Origin of the sequence: Streptomyces sp. AC550_RSS872 (genome assembly GCF_019049285.1) — a bacterium.
Lineage (GTDB): Bacteria > Actinomycetota > Actinomycetes > Streptomycetales > Streptomycetaceae > Streptomyces.
In genome coordinates this window covers 1-446 of record NZ_JAGMUL010000127.1, presented here as the reverse complement: position 1 = coordinate 446, position 446 = coordinate 1, and the positions used below count along the sequence as shown (strand labels likewise).

The following is a 446-nucleotide window of genomic DNA, read 5'->3' as shown; positions in this document are numbered from 1 at the left end:
GAGACGGCGTCGATGTCGGCGGTGCCTGCTGCGACGGCGGCTTGGTTGAGCTTGGGTACGGCGTTGGCGGTGATCTGGTCGCTCTGGCCGCCCTTGGGTGCCTGGACCGTCTCGGCTTCGGTGATCTTGCCGCCCGCGACGGTGATGCGGACCTGGACCGGCCCGTACTGCGTCTGGGAGACGCCGCCGGTGACGGTACGGGCCTGCGCGGCGCCCGAACCCTGGGAGCCGGAGCCGGAGCCGGAGCCCTGGGAGCCCGACCCCTGCGACGAACCGGCGCTCGCCTGTGCCTTGTCGAGGGCGGACTGGAGGGATTCCTTGTAGCCGGCGCTGGTGTAGGTGGCTCCGGAGACGGCGTCGATGTCGGCGGTGCCTGCTGCGACGGCGGCTTGGTTGAGCTTGGGTACGGCGTTGGCGGTGATCTGGTCGCTCTGGCCGCCCTTGGG

General features: G+C 71.3%; 1 protein-coding gene. It reads right to left on the bottom strand.

Annotated elements, in window-relative coordinates; genetic code table 11:
- Positions 1–446, bottom strand: a 446-nt coding sequence (locus KUM44_RS35065; protein WP_217213802.1) for an FMN-binding protein, incomplete at both ends; no start/stop codon positions are given.